We start from the raw sequence: 22654 nt of genomic DNA, 5'->3' as shown, positions 1-22654 counted from the left end.
TAAAAGGCTCTACGGCGGCGCATCCATAACGCCATTGCCCTGCCTTCCCCTTCCCCAATGACTCATTCATTCATGCAACGAATAGTTTTTTTGTGACCGATGGTTCACTTTCGACCTTTGACAGCAGCGTTTCTTGTCTATATTTTTTCGTTTATGAAACTGTACGAAACGTCCTACCGCTGCACCCAGCAGTAAACCGCGACCAGGATGGGGATCCTGCCTCGGCGAAAACCGCGCTCCGACCATGATGGAAAAAGCGCCAGACAACAAAAAAAATGAGGTTTCAATGACAACTGATTTACAACAACCGTCGCTCTCGAGCCAATGCATGGCCGAGTTTCTGGGTACGGCGCTGCTGATCTTTTTTGGTACAGGTTGCGTTGCCGCGCTCAAGGTCGCGGGTGCCAGTTTTGGCTTGTGGGAAATCAGCATTATCTGGGGCGTCGGCGTCAGCATGGCGATCTACCTTACCGCTGGGGTTTCCGGGGCTCATCTGAACCCTGCCGTCAGTATTGTCCTGAGCATTTTCGCGGACTTCGAAAAACGTAAATTGCCTTTCTACATACTCGCCCAAGTGGCGGGTGCCTTCTGTGGAGCGCTGTTGGTTTACACGCTCTACAGCAATCTATTCTTCGAATTCGAACAAACGCACCATATGGTTCGCGGCACTCAAGCCAGCCTCGAATTGGCCTCCGTGTTCTCCACCTTCCCGAACCCGGTGCTGACCACCGCCCAGGCATTTCTGGTCGAGGTGATCATCACGGCCATTCTGATGGGCGTGATCATGTCCCTGACCGATGACAACAATGGCCTGCCCAAAGGCCCGCTGGCACCGCTGCTGATCGGCCTGTTGATTGCGGTGATCGGTAGCTCGATGGGACCACTGACCGGTTTTGCCATGAACCCTGCGCGGGACTTCGGCCCTAAACTGATGACTTTCTTCGCTGGCTGGGGTGAAATTTCCTTCACTGGCGGACGCGATATCCCGTATTTCCTGATTCCTGTTTTTGCACCGATTGTCGGTGCCTGCCTCGGTGCTGCCGCCTATCGCGGGCTGATTGCCCGCCATCTGCCCAGCGCCGTACCTGCTACAAAGGATGCAACAGCTGCCATTGACGGCAAACCCAGAACTTCTTGATACCGTTGGCGCGTGCCCCTGCCCCTTGATCGCGCGCCAGACCTCACTCCCTTATTTCGTCCAAGGCAATCGACATGACCGACACACAGAATAAGAACTACATCATTGCCCTCGATCAGGGTACGACCAGCTCCCGCGCGATCATTTTCGACCGCGACGCGAACGTGGTCTGCACCGCCCAACGGGAGTTCGCACAGCATTACCCGCAAGCCGGCTGGGTCGAACACGATCCGATGGAAATCTTCGCGACCCAAAGCGCCGTGATGGTCGAGGCCCTGGCGCAAGCCGGCCTGCACCACGACCAGGTGGCGGCCATCGGCATCACCAACCAGCGCGAAACCACCGTGGTCTGGGACAAGAACACCGGCCGCCCGATCTACAACGCCATCGTCTGGCAGTGCCGACGCAGCACCGAGATCTGCCAGCAGCTCAAGCGCGATGGCCACGAGCAATACATCAGCGACACCACCGGCCTGGTCACCGACCCGTACTTCTCCGGAACCAAGCTCAAGTGGATCCTCGACAACGTCGAAGGCAGCCGCGAACGCGCGCGCAACGGTGAGCTGTTGTTCGGCACCGTCGACAGCTGGCTGATCTGGAAATTCACCGGTGGCAAGGTGCATGTCACCGACTACACCAACGCTTCGCGCACCATGCTCTTCAACATCCACACCCTGGAGTGGGACGCGAAGATGCTGGAGGTCCTCGACATCCCTCGTGAGATGCTCCCGCAAGTGAAGTCTTCTTCGGAAATCTACGGTCACACCAAAAGCGGTATCGCCATCGGCGGCATCGCTGGCGACCAGCAAGCCGCCCTGTTCGGCCAGATGTGCGTCGAACCAGGCCAGGCGAAAAACACCTACGGCACTGGCTGCTTCCTGTTGATGAACACCGGCGACAAAGCCGTTAAATCCCAACACGGCATGCTCACCACCATCGCCTGCGGCCCACGTGGCGAAGTGGCCTACGCGCTGGAAGGCGCGGTGTTCAACGGCGGCTCCACCGTGCAATGGCTGCGTGACGAACTGAAGATCATCAACGACGCCCACGACACCGAATACTTCGCCAACAAGGTCAAAGACAGCAACGGTGTGTACCTGGTGCCGGCCTTCACCGGTCTTGGTGCTCCCTACTGGGACCCGTACGCCCGTGGCGCCTTGTTCGGCCTGACCCGCGGCGTGCGCGTAGATCACATCATTCGCGCAGCGCTGGAATCGATTGCCTACCAGACTCGCGACGTGCTCGACGCCATGCAACAGGACTCCGGCGAACGCCTCAAGGCCCTGCGCGTGGACGGCGGCGCGGTGGCGAACAATTTCCTGATGCAGTTCCAGGCCGACATCCTCGGCACGCAGGTCGAACGTCCGCAAATGCGCGAAACCACGGCACTGGGTGCGGCTTACCTGGCAGGCCTGGCCTGCGGCTTCTGGGGCAGCCTGGAAGAGTTGCGCGGCAAGGCAGTGATCGAACGCAAGTTCGAGCCGACGCTGGATGAAACGGCGAAGGAAAAACTCTACGCGGGGTGGAAAAAAGCGGTCAGCCGTACCCGCGATTGGGCGGCTGAAGACGAGACTGAATAAGCCAAGACGCAGGCTCGTATCTGTATGTAACTGGTCGGGAGCAGATTCCTGCGGCATCATGGGCAAATTTTGCACGGCAGCCCAAAGGACGCCCCATGAATCTGCCTCCCCGTCAGCAGCAAATCCTCGAACTGGTCCGCGAACGCGGCTATGTCAGCATCGAGGAAATGGCCACGCTGTTCGTAGTTACCCCGCAGACCATTCGCCGCGACATCAATCAGCTCGCGGAAGCCAATTTGTTGCGTCGCTACCACGGCGGCGCGGCTTACGACTCCAGCGTTGAAAACACCGCCTACGCCATGCGCGCCGATCAGATGCGCGATGAAAAACAGCGTATCGGCGAAGCCATTGCCGCGCAGATTCCCGACCATGCCTCGCTGTTCATCAACATCGGCACGACCACCGAATCCATTGCCCGGGCACTGCTCAACCACAGTCACCTGAAGATCATCACCAACAACCTGCACGTCGCCTCCATGCTCAGCGCCAAGGACGATTTCGATGTCCTGCTCACTGGCGGCAACGTGCGGCGCGATGGTGGCGTGGTGGGTCAGGCCAGTGTCGACTTCATCAATCAGTTCAAGGTCGATTTCGCCCTGGTCGGCATCAGCGGCATCGATGAAGACGGCAGCCTGCTGGACTTCGACTATCAGGAAGTGCGGGTATCCCAGGCGATCATCGCCAATGCCCGGCAGGTGATCCTCGCGGCCGACTCCAGCAAGTTCGGGCGCAACGCCATGATTCGCCTGGGGCCGATCAGCCTGGTCGATTGCCTGGTCACCGATCAGCAACCCTCCCCGGCGCTGGCGCAGTTGTTGAACCAGCACAAGGTTCGGCTGGAAGTCGTTTAAGCACACCGCTCCCCTGTGGCGAGGGGGCTTGCCCCCGTTGGGCTGCGAAGCGGCCCTAAAACCATTCAGCCGAGTTCAGACAGGCACATTCATAGCCCCAACCTGCGACGGCTTCGCCGTCGAACGGGGGCAAGCCCCCTCGCCACAAAAGCAGCCTGCAACCTTTCAATGTTCGTAAATTTTCCTTTAACGGCCCTTCGATGAGTATTTTCAATCGAAGCTGACTGGCTGTGGGCGTCTTTATGGGCTAGTATTTTCGCAAATGAACATTAATGTTCGAATTCAAATACAGAACATCAAAGAATTCCGAGGCCGAGCCGATGCCCACTTCCACCTTGCCTACGCCCCCTCTCGCCGAGGTCTACGATATCGCCGTCATCGGTGGCGGGATCAATGGCGTGGGGATCGCAGCGGACGCCGCCGGACGCGGTCTCTCGGTGTTCCTTTGTGAAAAGGATGACCTGGCCAGCCATACATCGTCGGCCAGCAGCAAGCTGATTCACGGTGGCCTGCGCTACCTCGAACATTACGAATTCCGCCTGGTGCGTGAGGCCCTGGCTGAGCGCGAAGTGTTGTTGGCCAAGGCGCCGCACATCGTCAAGCAAATGCGCTTCGTGTTGCCGCACCGCCCGCACCTGCGCCCGGCGTGGATGATTCGCGCCGGTCTGTTCCTCTATGACAACCTGGGCAAGCGCGAGCAACTGCAAGGTTCGAAAAGCCTGAAGTTCGGCCCCGACAGCGCGCTCAAAAGCGAAATCACCAAGGGCTTCGAATACTCCGACTGCTGGGTCGACGACGCCCGCCTGGTGGTGTTGAACGCCATGGCCGCCCGGGAAAAAGGCGCCCACGTTCACACCCAGACCCGCTGCGTCAGCGCACGTCGCACCAAGGGCCTGTGGCACCTGCACCTGGAGCGCGCCGATGGCAGCCTGTTTTCGATCCGCGCCAAGGCATTGGTCAATGCGGCCGGGCCTTGGGTCGCCAGGTTCATTCGCGATGACTTGAAGATGGAATCGCCTTACGGCATCCGCCTGATCCAGGGCAGCCACCTGATCGTGCCGAAACTGTACGAAGGCGAACACGCGCACATCCTGCAAAACGAAGATCAGCGCATCGTGTTCACCATTCCGTACCTGAATCACTTCACCCTGATCGGCACCACCGACCGCGAGTACACCGGCGATCCGGCGAAGGTGGCAATTACCGACGGCGAAACCGATTACCTGTTGAACGTGGTCAACGCCCATTTCAAAAAGCAAATCAGCCGCGAGGACATCCTGCACAGCTATTCCGGTGTGCGCCCGCTGTGCAACGACGAATCCGACAACCCGTCGGCCGTGACCCGCGATTACACCCTGGCGCTGTCCGGCACTGGCGAAGAGGCTCCGTTGCTGTCGGTGTTCGGCGGCAAGCTCACGACCTATCGCAAACTGGCCGAGTCGGCGCTGGCGCAACTGGCACCCTACTTCAAGCACATCCAGCCAAGCTGGACCGCAAGCGCCACGCTGCCGGGCGGTGAAGACATGACCACCCCACAGGCCTTGAGCTCACGTATCCGCGACAAATTCGACTGGGTACCAAGCGAGATGGCTCGCCGCTGGGCCACCTCCTACGGCAGCCGTACCTGGCGCATGCTCGAAGGTGTACAGGACCTCAGCGATATGGGCGAGCACATCGGCAGCGGTCTCTACACCCGCGAGGTCGATTACCTGTGCAGTGAAGAATGGGCCACTACCGCACACGACATCCTCTGGCGGCGCAGCAAGCTCGGCTTGTTCACCACAGCCGCGGAGCAGGAAAAACTCAAGGATTACCTGAACAAGGTCGAGCAAAACCGCAACAAGATCGAAGCGGCCTGACCACGATCCGGATAAACGAAAGCCCCTGAATCTCACGATTCAGGGGCTTTTTCGTATCGATGGATTTCAGTCGCGCAAATCCGATTCATGAATGGGCTGCTCACGGTGAGTCGCCCGCTGATATTGCGCCGGCCACACGGCCTTGTGCCCACCCAGGTCGTCGTCCGCGTGCAGCGCCCAGTACGGATCGCGCAACAACTCACGGGCCAGGAAGATGATGTCCGCCTGACAGGTGCGCAGGATGTGCTCGGCCTGGGCCGGCTCGGTGATCATGCCGACTGTGCCGGTGGCCATGCCCGACTCCTTGCGCACGCGCTCGGCGAAGCGGGTCTGGTAACCGGGCCCTGTGGGAATTTCGGCATTGACTGCCGTCCCGCCCGACGAGACGTCGATCAGGTCGACCCCCAAGGCTTTGAGGCGGCGGGCCAGCTCTACGGTTTCATCGGGGTTCCAGCCGTCTTCCACCCAGTCGGTGGCCGAGACCCGGACAAACACCGGCAACTCTTCAGGCCACACCGCACGCACCGCTTCGGTGACCTGCAGCACCAGCCGAATACGATTTTCGAACGAACCGCCATATTGATCGCGACGCTGATTGCTCAACGGCGACAGGAATTGATGCAACAGGTAACCATGGGCCGCGTGCACTTCGACCACTTTGAAACCGGCCGTCAGTGAGCGCTTTGCCGCATCGACAAAGGCCTGGATCACCTTGGCGATCTCGTCGTCATCCAGTTGTTTGGGTTGGGTGTGCTGCGGGTCGAACGCAATCGGCGAAGGTCCGACCGGTACCCAGCCGCCCTCGTCGGGTTTGACGCTGCCATGCTTGCCGAGCCACGGCCGGTGGGTGCTGGCCTTGCGCCCGGCATGGGCCAGCTGAATGCCGGCAACGGCGCCCTGGGCGTTGATGAAGCGGGTGATGCGTTGCAGGGGTTCGATCTGTTCATCATTCCACAGACCGAGATCCTCGGCCGTGATACGCCCGTCGGCGGTGACCGCCGTGGCTTCGGTAAACACCAGCCCGGCCCCGCCGATAGCACGGCTGCCGAGGTGGACCAGATGCCAGTCATTGGCCAGGCCATCGGCGCTGGAGTACTGGCACATCGGCGATACCGCGATGCGGTTGGGCAGGGTCAATTGGCGAAGGGTAAAGGGTTCAAGCAGCAGACTCATGGGGCACCTCTCGAATCAGTGGGCAGGCTCCAGGTTCTGTTTGAATAGTCGACGAGTGACAGGAAAAAGGTACAACACCCGCCCCCGCGGGCAAAAAATTCGACAAGACGTCACAAGGCCAAAATCAAGCAGTGCTTAGAGCCTAGTCGACATCGAGGGATGTTGCCCCCTTGTAGGAGCGAGCTCGCTCGCGATGGGCGTGAACGATAGCGTTGGGGACCTGATACCCCGCGGTGTCCTGTCGTCCATCGCGAGCGAGCTCGCTCCTACAGGGGGTCAACGCGGTTCGATGTGGGCAATCATCAATTGAACCGTCTCGTTGCCGCGAAACTCGTTGAGGTCGAGCTTGTAGGCCAGCTCCACCCATTTGATGGTCGGATTCGGCCAGATATCGCGATCGATCCCGAAGGCAATGCCGTCGAGTTTCACCGAACCACATTCACTTTTGAGCACGACTTTAAGATGCCGCTCGCCAACGACGCGCTGCTCGACCAGCTGGAACACCCCATGAAACAACGGTTCCGGGAAGTGTTGTCCCCAAGGACCGGCATGCCGCAAGGCACGAGCCAGCTCCAGGTGGAACTCTTCCACCGCCAGGGTGCCGTCCGACAACAGGCGACCAGTCAGATCTTCTTCGCGCAGCTGCCGGCGCACTTCAGCGTCAAAGGCTTCGGCGAACAAGGGGAAATTTGCTTCCGGCAGCGTCAGGCCGGCCGCCATCGCGTGGCCACCGTATTTGGTGATCAGATTCGGATGCTGCGCCGCCACCACACTCAAGGCGTCGCGGATGTGAAAGCCCTGGACCGAACGCCCCGAGCCCTTGAGCAGGCCATCTCCGGCATCGGCAAAGGCGATGGTCGGGCGGAAATAGCGCTCTTTCATCCGTGACGCGAGGATACCGATGACGCCTTGGTGCCACTCGGGATCGAACAGGCACAAGCCGAACGGCATCGACTCCACCGGCAGATCCTTGAGCTGCGCCAGCGCTTCGCGCTGCATCCCTTGCTCGATGGATTTGCGATCCTGGTTCATGCCGTCCAGTTGCGCCGCCATCTCACGGGCCAGACCTGCGTCTTCGGTCAGCAGGCATTCGATGCCCAGGCTCATGTCGTCCAGGCGCCCTGCTGCGTTCAGGCGCGGGCCGACAATGAAGCCCAGATCGGTGGAGGTGATGCGCGCATGATCGCGCTTGGCCACTTCGAGGATCGCCTTGATTCCCGGCCGGGCACGTCCAGCGCGAATCCGCTCCAGGCCCTGATGCACCAGAATCCGGTTGTTGGCATCCAGCGGCACCACGTCGGCCACGCTGCCAAGAGCCACCAGATCGAGCAGTTCGCCTATATTCGGCTGCGGCTTGCTTGTGTACCAGCCCAGCTCGCGCAACCGCGCACGCAGGGCCATCAACACATAGAAAATCACCCCGACGCCGGCCAGCGCCTTGCTCGGAAACTCGCAACCGGGCTGGTTCGGATTGACGATGGCATCGGCCAACGGCAGCTCGTCACCGGGCAAGTGGTGGTCGGTGACGAGCACCTTGAGCCCGGCCTTTTTCGCCGCTGCCACGCCTTCGACGCTGGAGATGCCGTTGTCGACGGTGATCAGCAAATGCGGCTGACGCTCAAGCGCCACCGCGACGATTTCCGGTGTCAGGCCATAGCCGTAGTCGAATCGGTTGGGCACCAGGTAGTCGACATGTGCCGCCCCCAACAGACGCAACCCCAAGGTGCCCACGGTGCTCGCCGTCGCGCCGTCGGCATCAAAGTCGCCGACGATCAGAATGCGCTGACGCTGTTCGAGCGCAGTCACCAGCAGATCCACCGCGGCATCGATGCCCTTGAGTTGCTGGAACGGAATCAACCGCGCCAGGCTCTTGTCCAGTTCCGCCTCGGACAGCACGCCCCGAGCCGCATACAGGCGGGTCAACAGCGGCGGAATATCACCGAGGAATGGCAGGGTGTCGGGCAGCAGGCGAGGTTCGATGCGCATGGGGTGAAAGATGCTTCTCTTCAATACGTAGGATAAAACCGGGTGACGCGGGGCAGTTGCGAAAAATCAGCCGCGCTCACCGGCCAGCCACTGCAACTGGACTTCGTGCTGACCACGGTCGTCGGTGACGAAGATCGTCCCTTCGCTGATCATCACGTCCCACTTGATGACGCGGGGCATGTCTTTGGCCAGGGTTTCCAGGACTTCCTGAGGCACGGCAGCGATGTTGACGTTCTTCAGGTTTTTCACCGCCGGCACCACTTTGCCCTCCCACACGCGCAGGCTGCCGTAGGCCAACAGGCTGGTACGTTCAGTGCGGCGCGAGCACCAGGTCAGGCGCTCGGCATCCGGCTGGCCGACTTCGATCCAGTGCAGGACGCGGTCATCCAGGCTTTTTTCCCACAAGGCCGGTTCATCCACTTCCGACAAACCGCGGCCAAAAGACAACTGCTCGTTGTACCAGAGGGCGTAGGCCAGCAGGCGCACGGTCATGCGCTCTTCGGTTTCCGAAGGATGACGGGCGATGGTCTGCTTCACGCTCTCATAGACGCTGCGGTCGAGGTCGGTGAGGTTCAGTTCAAACTTGTAGGTCGTGGACGGCTGGGCCATGTACGGGCTTCTTGATACGAGGAAAGGCGGCAAGTCTAACCGATGCGACGGGCAATCCACGAATTGAACACAATCAAGCTGGAGCGTCTGACAGTCGGCTATGTTAAAACGCTCTATCCGCTCAACCTTTGCCCCACAGGATCCAGCATGCCGTTCACCGCCAAACCGCTTTCCGGTCTGAAAGTCATCGAATTGGGCACCTTGATTGCCGGCCCGTTTGCCTCGCGTATTTGCGCGGAATTCGGTGCCGACGTAATCAAGATCGAATCCCCGGACGGCGGTGATCCATTGCGCAAATGGCGCAAGTTGTATGAAGGCACTTCGTTGTGGTGGTTCGTCCAGGCCCGCAACAAAAAGTCCCTGACTCTCAACCTCAAGCACCCCGACGGTCAGGCCATCCTGAAACAGCTGCTGGGTGAGGCAGACATACTGATCGAAAACTTTCGTCCCGGCGTCCTGGAAAAACTCGGCCTGGGGTGGGACGTCCTGCACGCCTTGAACCCGAAACTGGTCATGGTGCGGCTGTCGGGTTTCGGCCAGACCGGCCCGATGAAGGATCAGCCCGGCTTTGGCGCGGTCGGTGAGTCGATGGGGGGCCTGCGCTACATCACCGGCTTCGAAGACCGCCCACCCGTGCGCACCGGCATTTCCATCGGCGACTCGATTGCCGCGCTCTGGGGCGTGATCGGCGCGCTGATGGCCCTGCGTCATCGCGAAGTCAACGGCGGTCTGGGGCAAGTGGTGGACGTGGCGCTGTACGAAGCCATCTTCGCGATGATGGAAAGCATGGTTCCGGAGTTCGACGTATTCGGTTTCATCCGCGAACGCACGGGCAATATCATGCCCGGCATCACCCCGTCCTCGATCCACACCAGTGCCGATGGCAAGCACGTGCAGATCGGCGCCAATGGCGACGCGATTTTCAAACGCTTCATGCTGATCATTGGCCGGGAAGACTTGGCCAACGACCCCCAGCTTGCCAGCAACGATGGCCGCGATGCCCGACGCGACGAGATTTATGGCGTCATCGATCGCTGGGTCAACTCGTTGCCGCTGGACAGGGTGCTGGCGCAGCTCAATCAGGCCGAGGTGCCGGCCAGCCGGATCTTCAGCGCCGAAGACATGTTCAATGACCCCCAGTACCTGGCGCGGGAAATGTTCCTGCAAGCCAAGCTGCCGGATGGCAAAGACTTCAAGATGCCGGGCATTGTGCCGAAACTCTCAGAGACACCCGGGGAATGTGAATGGGTCGGGCCACAACTGGGTGAGCACAACGCACAGGTACTCCAGGAACTTGGCTATGACGCGACGCAGATTGCACAGTTGCGCAAAGACGGAGCCATCTAGGCTGAGGCACCTGCCCGCATGGCCCACTCGACACTGCCCGCCACGCGGCGGGCGGCTGCTGTGCATGCTGGCGATCTTGTTCCTGCTCCCTGGACCGATCCCGTCAGCCCTGGCGCAAACCGGGGAACCCCTGATCTGGCTCAAGCGCGACCTGCCGCCGCTGACGATTTTCGACGGGCCGAAAAAGGGTCTGGGCGTTATCGATCAATTGCTTCCACTATTGATTGCCGGCATGCCGCAATACCAGCACAGCGTGATGAGGGTCAATCGCGCGCGTGGACTGCAAATGCTCCACGAACCGTCCCTCGTCTGCGACGCGGCGCTGAACTGGAGCAAGGAACGGGAAAAGTGGATCGCCTTTTCCATTCCGGTCTTCCGCGCCATGAGCAATGGCTTGGCCGTGCGGCGCGTCGACCAGAAAGTGCTGACGCCATTTATCAAGGACGACGAAGTGGACCTGGCAGCGCTGCTCGCCAGCGGTAGCGAAAAACTGGGAATTATTGCCGAGCGCAATTACGGCGAATACCTCGACGGACTGCTCAAGCAAGCGCCAGCCGACGCGCTGGCCCCTCATTACGGTAACGACGCCTTGGGCAGCCTGCTGCAAATGCAGCGCCTGGGACGCTTACGCCTGCTGTTGGGTTATCGCCCGGAAATACGCTACCAGGCCTCGCTGCAAGGCATTGCCGAGGATGAATTGCAGTTCTATCCGATCCGTGGCACGGGCAAATACCTGTCCGGTTATATCGGTTGCACCGACACGCCAAAGGGCCGGCAGGCCATTGTCGAGATCAACCAGGTGTTGCGCACCCTTCCCCGTGAACGCCTCGATGAGGCCTACGCCGCCTGGCTGGATCCCGAAAGCCGCAACGATTACCTGAAAGACACCAAGGCGTTTTTCGACAATCTGGCGCACCCCTGACAAATCCCGGGCAAAAGAAACCCCGAGAAGTGGGGAGACGACTCGGGGTCAAACGTGGTCTGCTTGGAGACCAGTAGCAGCAAGCTACAAGCACCGGAGCACAATGCTTGATCCTGCTGTTACAAAGTCTGACTGACCTGGGCGCGGGAAGGTTCCCGCAAAAAACCGTTCAATTGCGGCTGGCCAGCAGCTTGTCCTGCGCCGCATTACGCAATGCCGCGATCACACAAGGCTCAAGACGTCCTTCAGCAATCAGCACGTCGCGATGCAAACCGTCGACCACATCCGTCAGCAGGCGTTTGTCATTCAACTGGGCCTGATTGAACTCGCGCTCGACCACGGTCGCGCCGATAGCATTCTTCAGGGTCACCCGGCATTCGCCACGAATGCCTGACGGGGTCAACGTAACCTGATACGGGCTTAGCGCCTCACCGAGCAACAGACTGATACTTTCCATCCCGATCACCACTCAATAGTCCGAAAACAACGTGCCTGGGGCATGCCTACTACAAATGACCGCTGGCCCGAGAAGAAAGTTCTGGGTACTGACTGCAGGCTAACCTGCAGCCCAGTCAAGAGAGCATGCACGGCGAACATGACAGAGAAAAAACCCAACCATCACGTCTGTCGGGTGCGCCGGGCGATGTCGGCCCATCCCCCCAACAATCCTCGTAGCTGGCCATCCGCCGTATAAAACGGCACTGTCCACTGGTAGATATCCCTGACACCGTCCTTGAACATCAATTGACGCTCGAAAAAGCGCGTCCTGCGCGTACTCAATTGCGCCATGAACTCGGCATGCAGCAGTTCCGCGGTTTGTCTGGGCATGGCATCGACCTCGATCAACTGCCGCCCCTGCATCCGGTCAAAACGCGTCGACAAGGCGTCCTCATAACTTTTGTTGCACATGATCAAGCGCCCTTGCAGATCACGGACAAACATCGGGTCAGGCATGGCATCCATCAGGGCATGCTGGAAGGCGAGCTGATCGCGCAGACTGCTTTGAGCCTCGACCCGTTGCCTGACCACCACCGCCAACCGCCGATTCCAGAGCAGGGACAACAGACCGAACAGGCTGACCACCAACACGCCCCAGCAAACCCACTGGTCAATCCGCTGCCAGAGGCCAGGCGCCTGTGGCGCGGTAGCGCCGCCGAACCACTTCAGGCGAAGGCCGCGCAACTCCTGTTCAGGAAACGCCTCAAGCGCCTTGTTGAGGATACTCAGCAACTGCGGCTGGCCTTTGCGCACTGCCAGATAATCCGCATCCCATTTTCCCGGCACCACGGCGTCGATCTTTAGCCGGCCCGACGGAATAAGCTGGGCGCCGATTTCGCTTTCGATGGTGGCGTAGGCTTCGCCGCTTTCCACCCAGGCACGGGCTTCGGCGTAGGTTTTAACCGAACGCAACTCGATGGACGGATAATTGCGACGGATCATCGCTTCCAGTGCATGCCGGGTCGGCAGCACCAGTACCCGCTTCGCCAGATCCTCCAGCGACTGCACCGGTGGTGCTCCGGCCTGCCCGAGAAAGACCCATCCTGCACCGCCGAATGCATGGCTGAAATCAAGAAACGCCTTGCGTTCGTCATTCATCGCCAGGGTCGTACTCAAATCCGCAGCGCCGCTTTCCAGATGGGCCAGCATCTGATCGGTGGAAAAAGACTCTTGGTAAACGAACTGCAACCCCGTCATGTCACTGATGCGCTTGAGCAGGTCACTGTTCAAGCCCGTCCATTGGCCATGTTCATCCTTGAACAGGTACAACGGGTATTCCAGCGCCGTGACCACAACCCGAGGATGCTTGGCCATCCACTGCAACTCCTGGTCATCCAGCACGACCATTGACCGTGCGGCAGACTTCCCACGCTCCTGAATCGATGCAGGGCTTGCCCCTCCCCATTCGGCGATTCCCAGCATGCCGAATAAAAACAGCCAGCGCGCGACTGGCTTGAACACACTTGTAAACAGCATTCCCACGTCCTTGGTGATCCATTCGCCTGTCCCTTCGCGGCGATAACACGACAAGTGTGCATGCAGAAATGAAAAAGCCCGTCAGGAGACGGGCTTCAAAATGTAACAGCGCTGACCGGTTACAGCGGCTTGCCGCGGTTGCCATGCTGGCTGACAAAGGCCTGCACGGCCTTCAGGTCATTTGGCAATACGGTGCAACGTTCGTCTCGCTCAAACAAATCAGAAAGATGTACCGGCAGTTCGAGCGCTTTTCCTACACCGGCTTTTTCCACGGCGTCCGGGAATTTGACCGGGTGGGCGGTGCCCAGGATCACCATTGGAATATCCAGGCTGCGACGGCATTCCCGGGCAGCTTTCACGCCGATGGCTGTGTGTGGATCCAGCACTTCGCCAGTCTGCTCGTAGACTTCGGCAATGGTTTCGCAGGTTTGCGCGTCATCCACGGCCAGCGAGTCGAACAACTTGCGGGCTTCGGTCCAGCGCTCTTGCTCGACGCTGAAACCGCCACCCTGCTTGAACGAATCCATCAGCCCGGCGATGGCCGCGCCGTTGCGACCGTGCAGGTCGAACAGCAGGCGTTCGAAGTTCGACGAGACCATGATGTCCATCGACGGCGACAGCGTGGCGTGCAGGGTGTCCTTGACGTACTGGTTGCCGCTCATGAAGCGGTGCAGGATGTCGTTGCGGTTGGTGGCGACGATCAACTGGTTGATCGGCAGGCCCATGTTGCGCGCCAGGTAACCGGCGAAGATGTCGCCGAAGTTGCCGGTTGGCACCGAGAACGACACCGAACGCGCCGGGCCGCCCAACTGCAGGGATGCGTGGAAGTAGTAAACGATCTGGGCCATGATCCGCGCCCAGTTGATCGAGTTCACCGCGACCAGGCGAGTGCCTTTGAGGAAGCTCTGATCGGCGAAGCTCGCCTTGACCATTTCCTGGCAGTCATCGAAGTTGCCTTCGATGGCGATGTTGTGGATGTTCTCGCCGAAAATCGTGGTCATCTGGCGACGCTGCACCTCGGACACACGGTTATGCGGGTGCAGGATGAAGATGTCGACGTTTTCGCAGTGCTTGCAGCCTTCGATGGCGGCCGAACCGGTGTCACCGGAGGTGGCACCGACGATCACCACGCGCTCGCCGCGCTTTTCCAGCACGTAGTCGAGCAGACGACCGAGCAGTTGCAGGGCGAAGTCCTTGAACGCCAGGGTCGGGCCGTGGAACAGCTCCAGCACCCATTCGTTGCCGTTCAGCTGACGCAGCGGCGCAACGGCGCTGTGGGCGAACACGCCGTAGGTTTCTTCAAGAATCTTTTTGAAATCGGCGTCCGGAATGCTGCCGGTGACGAACGGGCGCATGACGCGGAAGGCCAGTTCGTGATACGGCAGGCCGGCCCAGGAGGCGATTTCTTCCTGGGTGAAACGTGGCAGGTTTTCCGGGACGTACAGACCGCCGTCGGTGGCAAGACCAGCCAGCAGGACGTCTTCGAAATTCAGGGCCGGTGCCTGGCCGCGGGTACTGATGTAACGCATGACTGACTCCAATGGACAGTGTTCGTAGTGCCGGGCCCGCAAGCGAGCCCGGTCAACGATATCGGCTTAGTTCAGGTGCTCGACACGGATCCGTACGACCGGACCGACCACACCCGCCAAGGCCTCCAAAGCAGCGATGGCGTCGTTGATGCGCTGTTCCACCACACGGTGGGTCAGCAGGATCATCGGCACCAGGCCGTCGTGCTCCTCGGCTTCCTTCTGCATGATCGACTCGATGTTGATGCCGCGCTCCGAAAGGATGCTCGCGACCTGAGCCAATACGCCCGGATGGTCCTTGGCCTGGATGCGCAGGTAGTAGGCGCTTTCGCAGGCTTCGATCGGCAGGATCGGGTGAGCCGACAGCGAATCCGGCTGGAACGCCAGGTGTGGTACGCGGTTTTCCGGGTCGGAAGTCATGGCGCGGACCACGTCCACCAGGTCGGCGATCACCGACGAAGCGGTCGGTTCCATGCCGGCGCCAGCGCCGTAGAACAGGGTCGAACCGGCAGCATCGCCGTTGACCATCACCGCGTTCATCACGCCGTTGACGTTGGCGATCAGGCGATCGGCCGGGATCAGCGTCGGGTGCACGCGCAGTTCGATACCGGCCGCGGTGCTGCGCGCCACGCCCAGGTGCTTGATGCGGTAGCCCAGCGCTTCGGCGTAGTTCACGTCGGCGGTGGTCAGCTTGGTGATGCCTTCGGTGTAAGCCTTGTCGAACTGCAACGGAATACCGAACGCGATGGATGCCAGGATCGTCAGCTTGTGAGCGGCGTCGATACCCTCGACGTCGAAGGTCGGATCGGCTTCGGCGTAACCCAGGGCCTGGGCTTCGGCCAATACATCTTCGAAGGTGCGACCCTTCTCGCGCATTTCCGTCAGGATGAAGTTGCCGGTGCCGTTGATGATGCCGGCTACCCAGTTGATGCGGTTGGCGGACAGGCCTTCGCGGATCGCCTTGATCACCGGGATGCCACCGGCCACCGCCGCTTCGAACGCAACGATCACGCCCTTCTCGCGGGCCTTGGCGAAAATTTCATTACCGTGAACGGCGATAAGCGCCTTGTTCGCGGTGACCACATGCTTGCCATTCTCGATGGCCTTGAGTACCAGCTCGCGGGCAACGGTGTAGCCGCCCATCAGCTCTATGACGATGTCGATCTCAGGGTTCGTGGCCACTTCGAAGACATCGTTGGTAATCGCAATACCGGTCGTTTGGAACTGAGGCTTTGGCGTGCGCATGGCAATTTGTGCCACTTCGATTCCACGCCCGGCACGACGAGCAATTTCCTCGGCGTTGCGCTGAAGTACGTTGAAGGTACCGCCACCGACGGTTCCTAACCCACAGATGCCTACTTTGACCGGTTTCACTGTGAACTCCCCATAAAACGGCCGACTCGAGGCCGGCCGTGAAAACAACCGCAGACTCGCGGCTCTCTATTGATGGCCCGGCGAATGTCGCTACCGGACCATGATCGTCAAGGCTTGCCGTGACGATGCGAATTTACTTCGCGCCCAGCGCCAGTTTGGCGACTTGTGGCGCAGGCTGGTAGCCCGGAATGACCTGACCGTCGGCCAAAACGATGGCCGGTGTGCCATTCACGCCGATCGACTGGCCGAGGGCGAACTGTTTGGAAACCGGGTTATCGCACTTGGCGGCCTTGATTTCCTTGCCGTCGACCATTTTGTCCATGGCCGCTTTCTTGTCTTTCGAGCACCACACCGCTTGCAGTTGCTCGTCACCCGGCGAGCCCAGGCCCTGACGCGGGAACGCGACGTAACGCACTTCGATGCCGCGTTTGTTCAGTTCAGGCACTTCGGCGTGCAGCTTGTGGCAGTACGGGCAAGTGGTGTCGGTGAATACGGTGATGTGCGACTTGGTTTCGCCAATGGCCGGGTAGACAACGGTTTCGGCAACCGGGATGGCGTTGATCAGCTTGGAGATGCCCTGGCGTTCGGTCTTCTCGGTCAGGTTGACCGGCTTGCCGTCCTTGAGATCGAACAGGTAGCCCTGAACCACGTACTGGCCGTCGGCGCTGGCGTACAGCACACGGCTGCCCTTGAGCTTGACTTCGTACAGGCCTGGCAACGGGCTGGCGGTGATGGTCTCTACCGGCACTTCGAGCTGGAGGTTTTCCAGGCTTTTACGAATGGCTTTGTCGGCCGCGTCATCGGCGACGGCAAAGGTGCTGACCAACGCAATGGCTGCGGCGGCGAAAATCTGGGTCAGACGCATGAGAACTCCTGAAGACGGACAAATGGGACGATCAGAACGCCCGTGCCGAAACACCGGGTCATAAACGCCCATCGTGCAAACCGGCCCAGCCTATCACATAAGGCCCACATGGCCGAATGCACCTGATGCAAGACATTTGTAGCGACACAATCTCCTGTGGGAGCGGGCTTGCTCGCGAAAGCGTCGTATCAGGCGACATCAATGTTGTATGTGCCGACCTCTTCGCGGGCAAGCCCGCTCCCACAGAAAAGCGGATCTCGGGAAGTTCACCCGCGTGGATGATGCTTGGCGTGCAGATCCTGCAAGCGCGCCCGGGCAACATGGGTGTAGATCTGCGTCGTAGACAAATCGCTGTGCCCCAGCAGCATCTGCACCACCCGCAGGTCTGCACCGTGATTGAGCAGATGCGTGGCGAAGGCATGGCGCAAGGTGTGCGGCGACAGCGACTTGCCGATCCCGGCCACCTTGGCCTGGTGCTTGATCCGGTGCCAGAAGGTTTGACGCGTCATCTGCTCGCCACGTTGACTCGGGAACAACACATCGCTGGGACGCCCGCCGAGCAGTTCGCCACGGCCATCGCGCATGTAGCGCTCGACCCAGACAATTGCCTCTTCACCCATCGGCACCAGACGCTCCTTGCTGCCCTTGCCCATCACACGCAGCACGCCCTGACGTAGATTGACCTGCTCCAGCGTCAGGCTGATCAGCTCTGTCACTCGCAGGCCGCAGGCGTACAGGACTTCAAGCATGGCCCGGTCACGCTGGCCAATGGCTTCGCTCAGGTCCGGCGCTTTCAACAGCGCCTCCACGTCGGCTTCCGACAAGGATTTCGGCAGCGGCCTACCCAGCTGCGGCATGTCGATGCGAAGGGTCGGATCGACGGCGATGAGTTTTTCCCGCAGCAAATAGCGATAGAACCCACGCACACCGGAGAGAAATCGCGCAGTGGAACGAGGCTTGTAGTTTTGTTCCAGACGCCAAGCCAGGTGATCAAGGATCAGTTCGCGGCCAGCGTTGATCAGCTCCAGCCCTTTTTCCTGCAACCAGCCGTTGAACAGCGCCAGGTCACTGCGATAGGCATCGCGGGTGTTGTCGGAAAGACCTTTCTCCAACCACAGGGCATCGAGGAATTGGTCTATCAGCGGGTGATCGATGGCAGGCATGGGTACTCGAATCATGCAGCCTTGAGGCTGCACGCAAAATTAAGATTGGACATGAAAACGGCCGCTAGTCTTTCATAGGCCGCCATTTCAAGGAACAGGGAGCAGCAATGAGCGAGCAGCAGATTTTATTGGCATTTGGCGGGATAGGCGCGGCGGCGCTGCTTTGCCAATGGCTGGCCTGGCGCTTGAAATTGCCGGCGATTCTTTTTCTGCTGCTGACCGGCATCCTGGCTGGCCCCGTGCTGCACTTGCTCGACCCGCAAGAAATGTTCGGGCCATTGCTGATGCCGCTGGTGTCCTTGGCGGTGGCGCTGATCCTGTTCGAAGGCAGCCTGACCCTGCATCTGTCCGAGTGGCGCGAAATCGGCAGCGTCGTCCATCGCTTGGTCACCATTGGCGCCCTCTCCACCTGGGTGGTCATTGCTGTCGCCACTCACTGGCTGCTGGGGTTCGACTGGTTGCTGGCCATCCTGTTCGGCAGCCTGACCCTGGTGACAGGGCCAACTGTGATCGTACCGATGCTGCGCGTCGTGCGCCCGAAAGCGTCGATTGCCAATATCCTGCGCTGGGAAGGCATTGTCATCGACCCCATCGGCGCCCTGCTGGCGGTAGTCGTCTATAGCTTCATCATTGCCAGTGCCGAAGGTAACGGCCTCAAGGAAAGCCTGCTGACCTTCGGCGGCGTGATTTTGTGCGGGAGCCTGTTCGGTATTTTTGGTGGCTGGTTGCTCGGCACCCTGATTCGCCGCCAGTGGCTGCCGGAATACCTGCACAACCTGGCGGCGCTCGCGGCAGTCCTGGGTATTTTCATTGCCTCCAACGAGGTCACCCATGAATCCGGGTTGCTGGCCGTGACACTGATGGGCATGTGGCTGGCCAACATGAAAGGCGTGGATGTACGGCACATCCTGCATTTCAAGGAAAACCTCAGCGTATTGCTGATCTCCGGCCTGTTCATTCTGCTGGCGGCACGGCTGGACCTGAACGCCATGATCGGCCTCGGGCCTCTGGTGCTGATTTTGCTGCTGGTCATTCAGTTCATCGCCCGCCCTTTGAATGTGCTGCTGAGCACGGCGGGCTCCAGCCTGGGTTGGCGCGAACGGGCGCTGCTGGCGTGGATTGCCCCAAGGGGCATCGTGGCAGCGGCGGTGTCGGCAATCTTCGCCATTCGCCTGCATGAGGCCGGTCACCAGGGAGCGTTGCTGCTGGTGCCGCTCACCTTTGCGGTGATCATCGGCACGGTGGTGTTGCAAAGCGCGACGGCACGACCGCTGGCGCGCCTGCTGAAGGTGGCGGAACCGGCACCGAGCGGCTTTCTGATCATCGGCGCCAACGGACCTGCGCGCACGCTGGGCAAGGCCCTGCAGCAACTGGGCAGTCGCGTACTGTTGACGGATTCGAGCTGGGAAAACATTCGCGCAGCCCGGATGGAAGGCTTGCCGACCTATTTTGGCAACCCGGCCTCGCAACATGCCGATGCACATCTGGATCTGGTCGGACTTGGACATTTGCTGACGCTGTCACCGTCCGGGGAGTTGAACACCCTCGCCGCAATGCGTTTTCGCCATGATTTCGGCCATCAACGGCTGTTCGGACTGGCCAGCGGCCAGGAGAGCCGACGCACCGACAAGCATCGCGCCAGCCATGAACATCGCGGGCGTTTGCTAGGCAATGAGGAGTTAACCTATATCAAGCTGGCCAATCAGCTGCATCAGGGGGCTGAGTTGTACAGCACGAACCTGACCGAGGGCTTTGGCTGGGAGGATTATCAGGCGTTGCATGGCGAGCGTGCGACTCTGCTGTTTGCTCGTGATGACAGTGGCTGGGTGCATGTGGTGACGCCGGACAGTGCGGTCAAGCCTTCAGCAGGGTGGACGTTGTTGGCGTTGATTCAGCCTGAAACCAGCGACGCTATGTAAATCGCATCGCGAGCAAGCTCGCTCCCACAGGGGATCTATGGCGTTCACAGGCATTGTGGTCGCAGAAGATCTACTGTGGGAGCGAGCTTGCTCGCGATGGCCGCAACCCGGTCTCGCGTCAGGCCGCGATCCGGAGAATTCGTTAAACCGCAGGCAACAAAAAAGCAGCCCGCAGGCTGCTTTTTTTTGCATCGGAAGCTGGACTTAAGCCAGTTTTTCCTTGATGCGAGCTGCTTTGCCCGACAGGTCGCGCAGGTAGTACAGCTTGGCTTTACGTACGTCACCGCGACGCTTGACAGCCATGCTGTCGATTTGCGGGGAGTAGGTCTGGAAAGTACGCTCTACGCCAACACCGTTGGAGATTTTACGAACGGTGAATGCACTGTTTACGCCGCGGTTACGCTTGGCGATAACAACACCTTCGAACGCTTGCAGACGCGAACGGTCGCCTTCCTTCACTTTCACCTGAACGACAATGGTGTCGCCCGGGGCAAAGGTAGGGATCTCTTTGGTCATCTGCTCTGCTTCGAGTGCAAGGATGATTTTGTTAGTCATGCTGTGCTCCTAAGGTAAATCGTCGGATCTACCATCGATACGTTGTTAACTATCGTCCCGCTCGCGGATGTATTCCTCGAGCAGCTTCTTCTCTTCTCCAGAAAGCGAGCGGCTTTCCAGAAGATCGGCGCGTCGTTCAAAGGTCCGACCAAGGGACTGCTGTAAACGCCAACGCCGGATGTGCGCGTGATTGCCACTTAGCAATACGTCGGGAACACGCTGATCCGCATACACCTCCGGTCGGGTGTAGTGCGGGCAATCCAGCAAACCATCCGTAAAGGAATCTTCCTCTGCGGAGTCCGCATGCCCTAAAGCTCCAGGCAGCAGTCGTGTAACCGCATCGATCAGGACCATCGCCGGCAGCTCGCCGCCAGACAGTACATAGTCGCCAATCGACCACTCTTCATCGACATGAGCATCAATAAAACGCTCGTCAATGCCTTCATAGCGGCCGGCAATCAGGATCAATGCATCCAGATTCGCCAACTCGCGTACCGCCGACTGAGTCAGTTGACGGCCTTGGGGGGACAGGTAAATCACCTTCGCCGCCTCCCCGGCTGCTGCCTTGGCCTGAACCAGAGCATCTTCCAGGGGCTTGATCTTCATCACCATGCCCGGACCACCGCCAAACGGGCGATCGTCCACAGTGTGATGTCGATCCGTCGTGTAGTCTCGCGGATTCCAACAGGTGAGCTGCAAGAGCCCCTGTTTCACCGCCCGACTGGTGATGCCGTACTCGCTGATGGCGGAAAACATCTCGGGAAACAGACTGATCACTTCTACGCGCAAGTTAGCCACGCTTAGAAATCCGCGTCCCAATCCACCTTCATCTCGCCCGCGGCCAGGTCAACGGCCAACACGCATTGCTCCGTATAGGGCAACAGGCGTTCGCGGTCATCCAGGCTGCCAGCGCAAGGCTTGACCACCATGACATCGTTCGAGCCGGTCTCCAGCAGGTGATCGATTTTTCCGAACAGTTGTCCGTGCGTATCGATGACCTTGAGACCTTCCAGCTGGTACCAGTAGTACTCGCCGTCGGTCAGTTCAGGGAACAGGTTGCGCGGCACGCAGATCTCATAACCGGCCAGAAGACGAGCTTCTTCGCGATCATCGAGACCCTTGAGCTTTGCGACCAGGAACTTGTCATTCCCGCGTCCGCTGACCAGCTCTACCTGCTTTACATTACCGTCACGCTTGAGCGTCCAGGTTTTGTAGTCCAGCAGGTTTTTAATCGGATCAGTAAAGGAGTACACCTTCACTTCGCCGCGAACGCCGTGAACAGAATAAATCTTGCCGATAACGATCAAATCATCAGCAATGGCTGGCGTCGCGTTCATATTGCTCAGGCCGCAGCCTTAGCAGATTCCTTCAACAACTGAGCAACGCGCTCAGAAGGTTGTGCACCAACGCTCAGCCAGTAGGCTACGCGCTCTTGGTTCACGGACAGACGAACTTCCTGACCACGGGCAACAGGGTTGAAGTAGCCAACCTGTTCCTTGTGCGAACCGTCGCGCGGGTTGCGGCTGTCGGTTACGGTCAAGTGGTAAAACGGGCGCTTTTTGGAGCCGCCAAGGGCAAGACGGATTGTTAGCATGTGAACATCGTTCCTGTAGTCGGTGCTGCAAATCTAAAGGCACAGCGGGCATGGGTGCCCGAAAGGCCGCATATTCTAAGGAATATCCGGACTTTTGCAAATGACTTTTTCCGGCGGTCTATCGGCCGCCATGCAGATTTGCTATAGAGCCGTCGTTGAAAACGGCCGGTCAGCTCCCGCCAAGTGCGGGTTTGCTGGAGATCCCGCTTCCTTGCGGGT

At 59.7% G+C, this 22654-nt stretch carries 20 protein-coding genes; 7 read left to right on the top strand and 13 right to left on the bottom strand.

Translation table 11 applies throughout. From position 1 onward, the window contains the following. Positions 1-286: 286 nt before the first annotated feature. The 4 genes from ABIE16_RS01010 (at position 287) to glpD (ending at position 5428) form a co-directional block, all read left to right on the top strand. Positions 287-1138 carry an MIP/aquaporin family protein gene (locus ABIE16_RS01010; RefSeq protein ID WP_429520608.1) on the top strand — a complete coding sequence of 284 codons (852 nt, stop codon included), beginning with the start codon at positions 287-289 and terminating at the stop codon, positions 1136-1138. A gap of 74 nt (positions 1139-1212) precedes the next feature. Further along, complete coding sequence (glpK, locus tag ABIE16_RS01005) at positions 1213-2718, top strand: glycerol kinase GlpK (protein ID WP_057713425.1); 1506 nt, start codon at positions 1213-1215, stop codon at positions 2716-2718. A 95-nt stretch (positions 2719-2813) separates the two neighbouring features. Then, positions 2814-3569: a DeoR/GlpR family transcriptional regulator gene (locus ABIE16_RS01000; protein ID WP_007971301.1), complete on the top strand. Its 756-nt coding sequence runs from the start codon at positions 2814-2816 to the stop codon at positions 3567-3569. Positions 3570-3889: 320 nt separating this feature from the next. Next, a complete protein-coding gene (gene glpD / locus ABIE16_RS00995; protein WP_429520607.1) occupies positions 3890-5428 on the top strand; it encodes a glycerol-3-phosphate dehydrogenase in 1539 nt (512 codons plus the stop codon). A 66-nt stretch (positions 5429-5494) separates the two neighbouring features. On the opposite strand, the gene ABIE16_RS00990 is transcribed toward glpD, so the two are convergent. From ABIE16_RS00990 to ABIE16_RS00980, 3 genes are all read right to left on the bottom strand, one after another. After that, the gene (locus tag ABIE16_RS00990; RefSeq protein WP_150814679.1) at positions 5495-6601 is read right to left on the bottom strand and encodes an NADH:flavin oxidoreductase/NADH oxidase; all 1107 of its coding nucleotides are present in this window, start codon (positions 6599-6601) and stop codon (positions 5495-5497) included. Between the two features lie 276 nt (positions 6602-6877). After that, entirely contained in the window at positions 6878-8587 is a 1710-nt protein-coding gene (recJ, locus tag ABIE16_RS00985) for a single-stranded-DNA-specific exonuclease RecJ (protein ID WP_046042001.1), read from the bottom strand. A 66-nt stretch (positions 8588-8653) separates the two neighbouring features. Beyond that, a complete protein-coding gene (locus tag ABIE16_RS00980; RefSeq protein ID WP_007971297.1) occupies positions 8654-9196 on the bottom strand; it encodes a YaeQ family protein in 543 nt (180 codons plus the stop codon). A 147-nt stretch (positions 9197-9343) separates the two neighbouring features. Between ABIE16_RS00980 and ABIE16_RS00975 the strand changes: the two genes are divergently transcribed. Together ABIE16_RS00975 and ABIE16_RS00970 are read left to right on the top strand one after the other, a co-directional pair. Beyond that, positions 9344-10543: a CaiB/BaiF CoA transferase family protein gene (locus ABIE16_RS00975; RefSeq protein WP_057713422.1), complete on the top strand. Its 1200-nt coding sequence runs from the start codon at positions 9344-9346 to the stop codon at positions 10541-10543. Continuing rightward, positions 10497-11465, top strand: coding sequence for a TIGR02285 family protein (locus tag ABIE16_RS00970; RefSeq protein WP_429520405.1), 969 nt, complete (start codon positions 10497-10499; stop codon positions 11463-11465). Before ABIE16_RS00975 ends, ABIE16_RS00970 begins: the two co-directional genes overlap by 47 nt. A gap of 169 nt (positions 11466-11634) precedes the next feature. Here ABIE16_RS00970 and ABIE16_RS00965 read toward each other — a convergent pair whose 3' ends face one another. The 6 genes from ABIE16_RS00965 to xerD all read right to left on the bottom strand — a co-directional run bounded on the left by ABIE16_RS00965 (position 11635) and on the right by xerD (position 18367). Then, the gene (locus tag ABIE16_RS00965) at positions 11635-11922 is read right to left on the bottom strand and encodes a DUF3509 domain-containing protein (protein ID WP_046041997.1); all 288 of its coding nucleotides are present in this window, start codon (positions 11920-11922) and stop codon (positions 11635-11637) included. A gap of 161 nt (positions 11923-12083) precedes the next feature. Beyond that, positions 12084-13439: a transporter substrate-binding domain-containing protein gene (locus tag ABIE16_RS00960; protein WP_057713419.1), complete on the bottom strand. Its 1356-nt coding sequence runs from the start codon at positions 13437-13439 to the stop codon at positions 12084-12086. A 119-nt stretch (positions 13440-13558) separates the two neighbouring features. Beyond that, positions 13559-14968 (bottom strand): threonine synthase, encoded by a 1410-nt coding sequence (thrC, locus tag ABIE16_RS00955; RefSeq protein ID WP_057713418.1) that lies wholly within the window; start codon positions 14966-14968, stop codon positions 13559-13561. Between the two features lie 66 nt (positions 14969-15034). After that, positions 15035-16339, bottom strand: coding sequence for a homoserine dehydrogenase (locus ABIE16_RS00950; protein WP_057713417.1), 1305 nt, complete (start codon positions 16337-16339; stop codon positions 15035-15037). A 133-nt stretch (positions 16340-16472) separates the two neighbouring features. Further along, on the bottom strand, positions 16473-17204 hold the full coding sequence (gene dsbC / locus ABIE16_RS00945) for a bifunctional protein-disulfide isomerase/oxidoreductase DsbC (RefSeq protein ID WP_057713416.1): 732 nt from the start codon (positions 17202-17204) through the stop codon (positions 16473-16475). A 266-nt stretch (positions 17205-17470) separates the two neighbouring features. Then, a complete protein-coding gene (gene xerD, locus ABIE16_RS00940) occupies positions 17471-18367 on the bottom strand; it encodes a site-specific tyrosine recombinase XerD (protein ID WP_056853624.1) in 897 nt (298 codons plus the stop codon). Between the two features lie 107 nt (positions 18368-18474). Between xerD and ABIE16_RS00935 the strand changes: the two genes are divergently transcribed. Further along, complete coding sequence (locus ABIE16_RS00935) at positions 18475-20286, top strand: cation:proton antiporter (RefSeq protein ID WP_340312987.1); 1812 nt, start codon at positions 18475-18477, stop codon at positions 20284-20286. Positions 20287-20490: 204 nt separating this feature from the next. Here ABIE16_RS00935 and rplS read toward each other — a convergent pair whose 3' ends face one another. From rplS to rpsP, 4 genes are read right to left on the bottom strand one after another with little or no spacing between them, the layout of a single operon-like run. Next, positions 20491-20841: a 50S ribosomal protein L19 gene (gene rplS, locus ABIE16_RS00930; protein ID WP_003175895.1), complete on the bottom strand. Its 351-nt coding sequence runs from the start codon at positions 20839-20841 to the stop codon at positions 20491-20493. A 45-nt stretch (positions 20842-20886) separates the two neighbouring features. Beyond that, a complete protein-coding gene (trmD, locus tag ABIE16_RS00925; protein WP_007897583.1) occupies positions 20887-21639 on the bottom strand; it encodes a tRNA (guanosine(37)-N1)-methyltransferase TrmD in 753 nt (250 codons plus the stop codon). A 2-nt stretch (positions 21640-21641) separates the two neighbouring features. Then, positions 21642-22178 carry a ribosome maturation factor RimM gene (gene rimM, locus ABIE16_RS00920; RefSeq protein ID WP_057713414.1) on the bottom strand — a complete coding sequence of 179 codons (537 nt, stop codon included), beginning with the start codon at positions 22176-22178 and terminating at the stop codon, positions 21642-21644. Between the two features lie 5 nt (positions 22179-22183). Then, complete coding sequence (rpsP, locus tag ABIE16_RS00915; protein ID WP_007972721.1) at positions 22184-22435, bottom strand: 30S ribosomal protein S16; 252 nt, start codon at positions 22433-22435, stop codon at positions 22184-22186. Positions 22436-22654: the final 219 nt, after the last annotated feature.

It is taken from the genome of Pseudomonas sp. 2725, from assembly GCF_050434585.1.
Taxonomy (GTDB): domain Bacteria; phylum Pseudomonadota; class Gammaproteobacteria; order Pseudomonadales; family Pseudomonadaceae; genus Aquipseudomonas; species Aquipseudomonas jessenii.
The sequence above is the reverse complement of the archived record's forward strand: the minus strand, read 5'-3'. Positions and strand labels throughout refer to the sequence as shown.

Excerpts from the sequence above, each read along its gene's own strand:
- ABIE16_RS01010 (WP_429520608.1), top strand. The coding sequence starts at position 287 with ATGACAACTGATTTACAACAACCGTCGCTCTCGAGCCAATGCATGGCC.
- glpK (WP_057713425.1), top strand. The coding sequence starts at position 1,213 with ATGACCGACACACAGAATAAGAACTACATCATTGCCCTCGATCAGGGT.
- ABIE16_RS01000 (WP_007971301.1), top strand. The coding sequence starts at position 2,814 with ATGAATCTGCCTCCCCGTCAGCAGCAAATCCTCGAACTGGTCCGCGAA.
- glpD (WP_429520607.1), top strand. The coding sequence starts at position 3,890 with ATGCCCACTTCCACCTTGCCTACGCCCCCTCTCGCCGAGGTCTACGAT.
- ABIE16_RS00990 (WP_150814679.1), bottom strand. The coding sequence starts at position 6,601 with ATGAGTCTGCTGCTTGAACCCTTTACCCTTCGCCAATTGACCCTGCCC.
- recJ (WP_046042001.1), bottom strand. The coding sequence starts at position 8,587 with ATGCGCATCGAACCTCGCCTGCTGCCCGACACCCTGCCATTCCTCGGT.
- ABIE16_RS00980 (WP_007971297.1), bottom strand. The coding sequence starts at position 9,196 with ATGGCCCAGCCGTCCACGACCTACAAGTTTGAACTGAACCTCACCGAC.
- ABIE16_RS00975 (WP_057713422.1), top strand. The coding sequence starts at position 9,344 with ATGCCGTTCACCGCCAAACCGCTTTCCGGTCTGAAAGTCATCGAATTG.
- ABIE16_RS00970 (WP_429520405.1), top strand. The coding sequence starts at position 10,497 with ATGACGCGACGCAGATTGCACAGTTGCGCAAAGACGGAGCCATCTAGG.
- ABIE16_RS00965 (WP_046041997.1), bottom strand. The coding sequence starts at position 11,922 with ATGGAAAGTATCAGTCTGTTGCTCGGTGAGGCGCTAAGCCCGTATCAG.
- ABIE16_RS00960 (WP_057713419.1), bottom strand. The coding sequence starts at position 13,439 with ATGCTGTTTACAAGTGTGTTCAAGCCAGTCGCGCGCTGGCTGTTTTTA.
- thrC (WP_057713418.1), bottom strand. The coding sequence starts at position 14,968 with ATGCGTTACATCAGTACCCGCGGCCAGGCACCGGCCCTGAATTTCGAA.
- dsbC (WP_057713416.1), bottom strand. The coding sequence starts at position 17,204 with ATGCGTCTGACCCAGATTTTCGCCGCCGCAGCCATTGCGTTGGTCAGC.
- xerD (WP_056853624.1), bottom strand. The coding sequence starts at position 18,367 with ATGCCTGCCATCGATCACCCGCTGATAGACCAATTCCTCGATGCCCTG.
- ABIE16_RS00935 (WP_340312987.1), top strand. The coding sequence starts at position 18,475 with ATGAGCGAGCAGCAGATTTTATTGGCATTTGGCGGGATAGGCGCGGCG.
- rplS (WP_003175895.1), bottom strand. The coding sequence starts at position 20,841 with ATGACTAACAAAATCATCCTTGCACTCGAAGCAGAGCAGATGACCAAA.
- rimM (WP_057713414.1), bottom strand. The coding sequence starts at position 22,178 with ATGAACGCGACGCCAGCCATTGCTGATGATTTGATCGTTATCGGCAAG.
- rpsP (WP_007972721.1), bottom strand. The coding sequence starts at position 22,435 with ATGCTAACAATCCGTCTTGCCCTTGGCGGCTCCAAAAAGCGCCCGTTT.